Here is an 8625-nt window from a genome sequence, read left to right on the forward strand (position 1 = left end):
GACGGCTTCGGTCGCCGCTCAGAGGGTACCGAGGCCTGGTAGAGCCGGTGTAACGCCACCCTCGTCGAGAACTCAGACTAGTCCAGACTCGTATGCATGTTCGATCCCTCGATGGAGTGAAGTACATATCACGTTCCCTTGGAGGCATGAACCATTTAGGCTCCGGGCACGTCCTCATGAACAACAGGCAACCCCGCCTGGAGGACCGAGACACAACACTGCGCGAAACCGTAAGCACCACAAGAGACGCACTACGGCACATTCGCCGCCAACCGGCAGCAGACAGCCGCCCCGGAAGATTTTTTCGAGGAATAGCCACGAGCGGGAACGTTTTCGGGCTGGTTGGATGTTGACCCTGGTACGACAGCTCGTCGAGCTAGAGAAGAGGCGACGTGACTACTGTTCTGACCCCCGCGAGCCCGTTGACGGCCGCCGATCGCTGCGACCGCTGCGGCGCCCAGGCATACCTGCGCGTCGTCCTGCTCAGCGGCGGAGAACTGCTCTTCTGCGCCCACCACGGTCGCAAGTTCGAGCCGGAACTCAAGAAGATCGCCGCTGAGATACAGGACGAGACGGAGCGGCTGACCTCCGTTCCGAACACCGCTTCCGAAGAAGAGCGCTGAATCTCGCACACACGACGAGCCAGCCCCGGCACAGGCCGGTGAACGGGCGGCCGCTCCCCTCCGGGAGCGGCCGCCCGTGCTCATGTCCCTGTGCGGGCGCCTCAGGAGCCTCCGTGGGGCCTCCTACGGTGCCCCGAGGCCGCTTCCATGGCTTTTCATGACGTCGGATGCGCGCGTGTACACGCCAGGCCTGCCCGGCCTGCCGCAGCCGCTGCCCCATGACACGAGCCCGATCAGCCGCCCTCCCGCCACCAGTGGGCCACCACTGTCTCCCTGGCAGGCGTCCGGGCCCCCGGCAACATCTCCGGCGCAGAGCATGGTGCCGGCCCGGTACGCACCGTCGGGACCGCCCGGATAGGCGCGGGCGCAGAGGTCGTCGGGCAGCACGCCTACGCGTGCGGCGTACAGCCTGTGCGCATAGGTGCCTTCGCCGGTCGTGTCCCCCCACCCGGACACGGTGGCCTGCGTGCCCGGGGCGTAGGCCGGATCACCTGCACCCGCCATGCCGATGACCGCGCGCTGCGGCAGCGGCTCGGCGAGGGTGAGCACGGCGAAGTCACCGGCATGGGTCCCGGTGTCGTACCCCGGATTGACCCAGGCATCACGCACGGCGATCTCCTGCCCCTCGTCCGACAGCAGATCGGTGCGACCCGTGATCACCCGCAGGTCGCGCACGCGGTTCGGGGGCGCCCCGAGGACCTCCTCGGCCAGGCAGTGGGCCGCGGTGAGCACCGCCGTCCGGGCGACGGCCACACCTCCGCAGAACTGGCCCGCCCGCGTACCTCCGAACCGGTCACGGCTGGACAACGCGACCGTCCACGGGGCCTGGGACACGTCTATCGGAAAGCCCCCGACCACCACGCTGTCGGCGGCCACGGGAGGCGCGCTCACCAGAGGTGTGGCGGTCATGACGGCCACAAGGGCCAGCGGCCGGATCAGCGCCCGCGCAACGGAACAGCGCATACACACTCCTCACTCTCAGTGGTGTCAGACTACCCAGAGTGATCCACCGCGCGGTCGCGCGCAGCACGAAGGCCCGGCTCCCGCGAGCGGAGCCGGGCCTTCGCCGTCGTACGACCTGACCTAGTCGAGGTAGTCGCGCAGCACCTGGGAACGCGAGGGGTGGCGCAGCTTCGACATGGTCTTGGACTCGATCTGGCGGATGCGCTCACGCGTCACGCCGTACACCTTGCCGATCTCGTCGAGGGTCTTCGGCTGACCGTCGGTGAGACCGAACCGCATCGAGACGACGCCGGCCTCGCGCTCGGACAGGGTGTCCAGAACGGAGTGCAGCTGCTCCTGCAGGAGCGTGAAGCTGACGGCGTCGGCGGGGACGACGGCCTCGGAGTCCTCGATGAGGTCACCGAACTCGCTGTCGCCGTCCTCGCCCAGAGGGGTGTGCAGCGAGATGGGCTCGCGGCCGTACTTCTGGACCTCGATGACCTTCTCCGGGGTCATGTCGAGCTCCTTGGCCAGCTCCTCCGGGGTGGGCTCGCGGCCCAGGTCCTGGAGCATCTGGCGCTGCACGCGCGCGAGCTTGTTGATGACCTCGACCATGTGCACCGGGATACGGATGGTGCGCGCCTGGTCGGCCATGGCGCGGGTGATGGCCTGGCGGATCCACCAGGTGGCGTAGGTGGAGAACTTGTAGCCCTTGGTGTAGTCGAACTTCTCGACCGCGCGGATCAGACCGAGGTTGCCCTCCTGGATGAGATCCAGGAAGAGCATGCCGCGGCCGGTGTAGCGCTTGGCCAGGGAGACCACCAGACGGAGGTTGGCCTCCAGGAGGTGGTTCTTGGCGCGGCGGCCGTCCTCGGCGATGATCTCCAGCTCGCGCTTGAGCTTCGGCGCCAGCTTGTCGGCGTTGGCCAGCTTGTCCTCGGCGAACAGACCCGCCTCGATGCGCTTGGCCAGCTCGACCTCCTGCTCGGCGTTGAGCAGGGGGACCTTGCCGATCTGCTTCAGGTAGTCCTTGACCGGGTCGGCGGTCGCGCCGGCCGCGGCGACCTGCTGCGCGGGCGCGTCGTCCTCGTCCTCGTCGGACAGGACGAAGCCCGCGTTCTCGGCGCCCTCGGGCTCGTCGGCGACCTTGGTGTCCTCGAGAACCTCGTCCTCAAGAAGTTCGACGTCGTCCTTCTTGGCCGTGGTCTTCTTGGCCGCCGTCTTCTTGGCGACGGTCTTCTTGGCGGCCGCCTTCTTGGCGACGGTCTTCTTGGCGGCCGCCTTCTTGGCGGGTGCGGCTTCCTCGGCGGAATCGGCTGCGGCAGGAGCGACGGGCGCCGCGGGGGCGGCCGTTGTGGCGGTGGCCTGCCTCGTCGTCGTCACCGTCTTCGCCGCGACCGTCTTGGTGGCGGTGCGCTTCGCCGGGCTCTTCGCTGCGACGCTCTTGCGGGTGCGCTTGGGCTCTGCGGCACTGACCATCAGCGTCACACCCTCTTCCTCAAGAATCTGGTTGAGGCTGCGCAGTACGTTCTTCCACTGAGTGGCCGGAATCTGGTCAGCTTCGAAGGCCCGACGCACATCGTCGCCGGCGATCTGCCCCTCAGCCTTTCCCCGCTCAATGAGCGCCATGACAGAGACGGACTCGGCGATCTCCGGCGGGAGCGTACGGGATGTGCTGGCCGACACGAACAACCTCTCGGAACGTTGGAAAACGGCTTCCGGCACCGTCCACTGCGGACAGGAGCCGACCACCGGCCTGGGGATGGGCCGACGGCGCGGGCGGGGGCCGGGGAAGATGCACAGCGCCTGTGTTGGCGTCCGTATTCCCTCCGCGGCTGTCACCTCTTAGGTCATCGCGCTGTTCCCACGAGCGTTACGCCCAATCTGCGTGGCCCGAGTCACACCCCGTAAGCGGTCAAAAGCAGTCAGACATGGGCAGACGAGATCACCATTGCCGTCCTGCCAGGTCGCGCACATGCCCCCGGCGGCCCGCCGCACCGCTGGACCCCGCCGGACCGCACAGGGTCCGGCGGGGTCCAGCGGCGGCCGGCAAGGAGCCCGGCGCCGCCACGAGCACGCCGCACACCGACGACCGCGGGGGTCAGTGCTCGCGCGGGGCGGGTACCACGCGCTCGACCTCGGGATGGACCGTGAGCAGTTGACGCATGGCCGCCTCGGCGGCCGCGCCGTCGCCGGTGCCGAGCGCGTCGACGATCCGCGCGTGCTGCGCGAGCGACGTCTCGTTCGGCCGTTCACACCCCGTGACCGGGCCGCCGGAGACCTGGAGGGCCGCCGAGACGATCCCGGAGAGGTGCTCCAGCATGCGGTTGCCGGCGATCTGGATGAGCAGCCCGTGGAACTCGTTGTCGGCGCGCGAGTACGTCAGCGCGTCGCCCTGCGCCATGGCATGGCTCATGATCTCGACCATGTCACAGAGGCGCTGCTGCACCTCCTCCCGCCCGTGCCCGGCGGCGAGGCGGGCGGCGAGCGGCTCGATCGTCCACCGCAGCTCGCTCAGCTCGCGGCGCTGGTCGTCGCGCTGGGGCCCGAAGGCCCGCCACTCGATGATGTCCGGGTCGAGCAGGTTCCAGTCGCTGACGGGACGCACGCGCGTGCCGACGTTCGGGCGGGCACTGACCAGGCCCTTGGCCTCGAGGACGCGGAGGGACTCGCGGACGACGGTGCGGGAGACCTCGAAGCGCTGGCCGATCTCCTCGGGCACCAGCGGTCGGTCCGCGCCCAGGTCGCCCGACACGATCATCTGTCCCAGCTGCTGAACGAGTTGGCCGTGCAGTCCACGTCCGCGGCTGCCCGCGGCACGTCGGCCTACGCGGCCCAGATCAGGGTCCGCGCCCTCCCAGGAGGGCGCTGCGACGCGGTCGGCCACCTGCGGCTCTGCGTAGGGGTAGCGGTCGAGTTCGCCCGGGCCGGCCAGACCGGAGTCGGTGGAGCGGGCGGCGGTCATCATGGTGTGCGCAAGGGTACTCACGGATCCTTTGTCGGCGCCGTCTCCAACTCCCTTGAGGTCTTTGGTGAAAAGCACACGAAAGGGTGATCGCTCACCCCGTCGCAATTGACGCCTTATCGGAAAGAAATGGGCTTGCCGTGCGGAGTTGTGCACACGGCGGGATCGGAAGTGGACGCAACATGTCACCGGAACCGGGTGCGCAGCGTCGTGAACAGATACGCGCACAGCAGCACCGACAGCGACAACGCCAGTGCGCTGCCCACGGGTTGGGCGAGCACCCGGGCCATCCCGAGCAGGTAGCGCTCGCCACCGAAGGGCCACTGCAGCAGGAGAACCTCCCGCATCCGCACCGGGAACCCGGCGGCCATGCGCAGGGCGGGCCCCTGCATCGCCTGGTGCACGACGGGGACGACGACAACGGGTACGGCGAGTACGGTGGCCAGGCCGCCCGTGGTGGACCGGAACACACCGGCCGCCAGTACGCCGGCCCAGGCACAGGCGACGACCAGACAGAACCAACTCGCGCCCAGCGAGAGCCAGTCCGCGGGAACTTGTGTCAGCTCTCGCCCGTAGACGATGTAGAGCGCTTCGGCGTCGCAGCCCACGGTGAGGAAGGCGAGCATGGCGGCGGTGGCTCCGGAGACGAGCAGTTTCGCGATGAGCAGTCCCAGCCGGCGGGGCACGGTGCCGCGGTCCGCCGCGAGGGCGGGGTGGCGGAACTCGTCCCCGAAGGCCAGCGCACCGAGCAACCCCGCCGCGAACGCCGCGGGCGGCAGCGGCAGCTCCCGCGGCCATGCGGCGAACAGCCGCGCCTGGGGGGTGTGCCCGATCCTGGCCAGCAGTACGGCGATGAGCGCGGACACGGCCAGTACGGCACCGCAGGTGACGAAGCCGACGCCGATGCCGGTGGCACGCCGGATCTCGTAGCTAAGAGGACGCAGGGGGCTGGGGGCGGGGCGGACGGAGATGGGGGGTGGGAGGGGGAAAAGGGCATCGGGAACGCCGTCGGGGTGGGCGGCACGGGTGGTCTGCGGCTGACGGGTGCCGGGCTTCCTGGCGCCGGGGAGGCGGGTACGCAGGGCGGCGATGCTCGCTGCCACAGCGCTCGGGCCGCCGGACTGCGGTTCCTGGGCCGTGGAGGCAGCGTCGCGTCCGGCTTCCGTGGCAGCCGCCGCGTCGGCGGTCCGACCGCCGACGGCTCCCGCGAGCACCCCTGCGGGCAGCGCTCCGGCACTTCCGTCGAGCGTGTCGTCATCAGAGGGACCGACATCGCCGTATGCCGTCCCGCCGGTACCCGGAGCCGCGTCGTCCGGCGACGCGCCCTCGGCCGGTTCGCGCTGGGGGGACTCCAGGTACTCCGCCCCCGGCCGGGCACTGGGCGTCTCGCCGAGCGACGGCTGCCCACCGCCGGCGGCCTGTGCCAGCTTGCCCTCCGGCGGTTCCTCGTCCGAGGAGGCGCTGGACACAGCCCGCTGCGGCACCGGCGTGTGCGCTGGGGCGTTCTCCCGCTCCCCCACCGAGAATCCGAACGGCAGGGCCGCCCGTTCTCTCCCCGAGAAACCCGAGGCCGCGGCGCCAGGCGCACCCGACAAGAGGCCGGACGCCACGGGGGCCTGCCCCGACACGGACGCGTCCACCACCGACGCGGCGGACTCAGCCGCCGCCGAGCCGGGCGCCGGGAGGCCGGACGCGGACGCGGCCAGACCGATCCCCGAGGCACCCGGCTCCACCGTCGGCAGGCCGCGCACCGCCGGCTCGGGCCCCGCGGACGGTGAACCGGGCCCGGCGTGTTCCAGCTCCGTGTGGGGCTCGTTGACCACCTCAGCGGTCGCCGCCTGGGACGAGCCTCCGATCACGGCACCGGATCCCGGCCCCATGTCGCGGATCTCGTCAGCGAGTTGGTGCACGGGGATGCCGTGGCGGAACGCCGTCTCACCGACGTCGGCGGTCGTGGAGCCGTACACCGAGAGGCGATTGCCGCCTTCCCGTACGACCTCCACGGACCGGCGAGCGGTGCGGGCCTCCTTGGCGAGCAGGGCCGCGAGGCGAGCCGCGTGTGGACTGCGGACCGCCACCCGCGGACGCAGCCGGGTGCGGGCGAACTCGCCGGCCACCTGGTCAGCCACGAGCCTGCCGCCGTCGAGGGTCACGACCCGGTCGGCCGTGCGCGCGGCCTCCTTGGGGTCGGCCGTGGTGAAGAGCACCGTGCCACCCTGGCCGGCGTGGGCACGCAGCATGCCGTGCAGCCACTGTGCCTCACGGGCGGAGAGACCATGGGCGGGCTCGTCCAGGACGAGCGTGTGCGGATCGGGCAGCAGAGCGCAGGCCAGGCCGAGTCCGCGGTCCATCCCCCGCGAGAGCGTGCCGAGGCGCTCCTCACGGAGGCTGACGAGGCCGACCACTTCGAGGACTTCGTCGGCCCGTCGCGCGGGAACTCCCGCAGCCGCACACAACATGCGCAGATGCCCGCGGACCGAACGGGCCGGATGCCCCGGCACGTCCCCGAGGAGCACGCCGACCTCCCGCGAGGGGTGGGCGATCCGGTGCAGGGGCCGCCCTCTGAAGTAGGTGATGCCACGCCCCTGTTGAAGCTCGAGCATCAGCCTGAGCGCGGTTGTCTTGCCCGCGCCGGCGCCTCCGAGGAGCACGGTGACATGCCCCGGTTGTGCTTCGAAGGACACGTCGTCGACGGCGGGCGGGTGCGCCTTGCGGGGATTGCTGGTCAGTCCGAAGGCCTGGATCATCTGCAGCAAGATAGCGCGCGATGTCTTGTTTTTCGGGTATCACCCGATCCAATACCACACGTGCTGCCGATCAACCTGGTTCAGATGCGCCGTTCGAGGGATGCGGCGCCCCACCTCCACGGTCGGCCCACCTGATCGTCCGCGCGGCCGACCGCCTGTGCTTCTCAGACCTCGGGGCGCAGCATCGGCGGATTGAGCAGGGTGGCGCCGCCCGCCCGGAAGAGCTGCGCCGGCCGGCCGCCCTGGCGCGTGGTCGTTCCTCCGGTGGGAACGAGGAATCCGGGGGTTCCGGTGACCTTGCGGTGGAAGTTGCGCGGGTCGAGGGCCACTCCCCACACCGCCTCGTACACCCGTCGCAACTCGCCGACGGTGAACTCGCTCGGGCAGAACGCGGTGGCCAGCGACGAGTACTCGATCTTGGACCGGGCCCGTTCCACGCCGTCGGCGAGGATCTGGGCGTGATCGAAGGCGAGCGGCGCCACGGGTTCGCCGTCACGGCCGTAACCGCCCTGCTGCAGCAGTTCCTCGACCGGTGCCCAGCGCGCGTTGCTGGCGTCGCCTCCCGCACGCGGGGCGGGCAGGTCGGGCGCGAGCGCGAGGTGCGCGACGCTCACCACACGCATGCGCGGGTCCCGCTTGGGATCCCCGTAGGTGGCGAGCTGCTCGAGATGAGCCCCGTTGCCCTGGGCCGGGGCCGAGGGGTCGTGTGCACACAGCCCGGTCTCCTCGGCGAGCTCACGAGCCGCCGCCTGTGAGAGGTCCTCGTCGGCCCGCACGAAGCCTCCGGGCAGCGCCCAGCGCCCTTGGAACGGGGGCTCGCCCCTGCGAACCGCCAGCGCACACAGGGCATGGCGGCGCACGGTCAGCACGACCAGGTCCACGGTGACGGCGAAGGGCGGAAAGGCTGACGGGTCGTAGGGCATGCCGCGATCATAGTCGTCTGCCTGACGATAAACACTCCCTTCCCCGGCCGCATCGATGGTGATTCCGCTTCGTTCTGGTATCGCGTGCAGGACCGGCTCCTGTTCTTGGCTTCCGTGGTGTCGTACGAGGTCACACTCCCAGCTGCAGGCCTTCCGCCGCTTCCTCGACCATGGCGAGCCCCAGCCGGCTGATGCGCACGGCGAACGGGGCGCCGGCGACTCGGAGCCCGGTCAGGCCGAGTGGCCGCGGTCGGCCAGGCCGCCGAGAAGTGCGCCACCGCCGTGGCCGCTGCACCGGCTCGCGCGAGATCGGTTCCCGAGCAGCCTCCGAGCTTGGCGTTTAACCTCGCGGGTCACTCGTCCTGCTGACCTGCGGTTCTTCACGGGACAGCGGAGACGGCCGTTCTCCACGCTTCGAGATGTCG

The 8625-nt window shown here is 70.4% G+C and carries 6 protein-coding genes; 1 reads left to right on the top strand and 5 read right to left on the bottom strand.

Going from position 1 to position 8625, the window contains the following annotated elements; genetic code table 11:
• The first annotated feature begins 392 nt into the window (after window positions 1-392).
• Window positions 393-623: a hypothetical protein gene (locus tag ACFYOH_RS13565; RefSeq protein WP_030735014.1), complete on the top strand. Its 231-nt coding sequence runs from the start codon at window positions 393-395 to the stop codon at window positions 621-623.
• Window positions 624-746: 123 nt separating this feature from the next.
• Here ACFYOH_RS13565 and ACFYOH_RS13570 read toward each other — a convergent pair whose 3' ends face one another.
• The 5 genes from ACFYOH_RS13570 to ACFYOH_RS13590 form a co-directional block, all read right to left on the bottom strand.
• The gene (locus tag ACFYOH_RS13570; RefSeq protein WP_388624926.1) at window positions 747-1586 is read right to left on the bottom strand and encodes a serine protease; all 840 of its coding nucleotides are present in this window, start codon (window positions 1584-1586) and stop codon (window positions 747-749) included.
• A gap of 120 nt (window positions 1587-1706) precedes the next feature.
• On the bottom strand, window positions 1707-3251 hold the full coding sequence (locus ACFYOH_RS13575) for an RNA polymerase sigma factor (RefSeq protein ID WP_388624929.1): 1545 nt from the start codon (window positions 3249-3251) through the stop codon (window positions 1707-1709).
• 415 nt (window positions 3252-3666) lie between these two features.
• Complete coding sequence (locus ACFYOH_RS13580; RefSeq protein WP_388624931.1) at window positions 3667-4554, bottom strand: FadR/GntR family transcriptional regulator; 888 nt, start codon at window positions 4552-4554, stop codon at window positions 3667-3669.
• A gap of 161 nt (window positions 4555-4715) precedes the next feature.
• On the bottom strand, window positions 4716-7277 hold the full coding sequence (locus tag ACFYOH_RS13585) for an ATP-binding cassette domain-containing protein (protein WP_388624933.1): 2562 nt from the start codon (window positions 7275-7277) through the stop codon (window positions 4716-4718).
• 164 nt (window positions 7278-7441) lie between these two features.
• Window positions 7442-8200, bottom strand: coding sequence for an NUDIX domain-containing protein (locus tag ACFYOH_RS13590; protein WP_388624936.1), 759 nt, complete (start codon window positions 8198-8200; stop codon window positions 7442-7444).
• Window positions 8201-8625: the final 425 nt, after the last annotated feature.

Origin of the sequence: Streptomyces sp. NPDC007856 (assembly GCF_042868225.1) — a bacterium.
Taxonomy (GTDB): domain Bacteria; phylum Actinomycetota; class Actinomycetes; order Streptomycetales; family Streptomycetaceae; genus Streptomyces.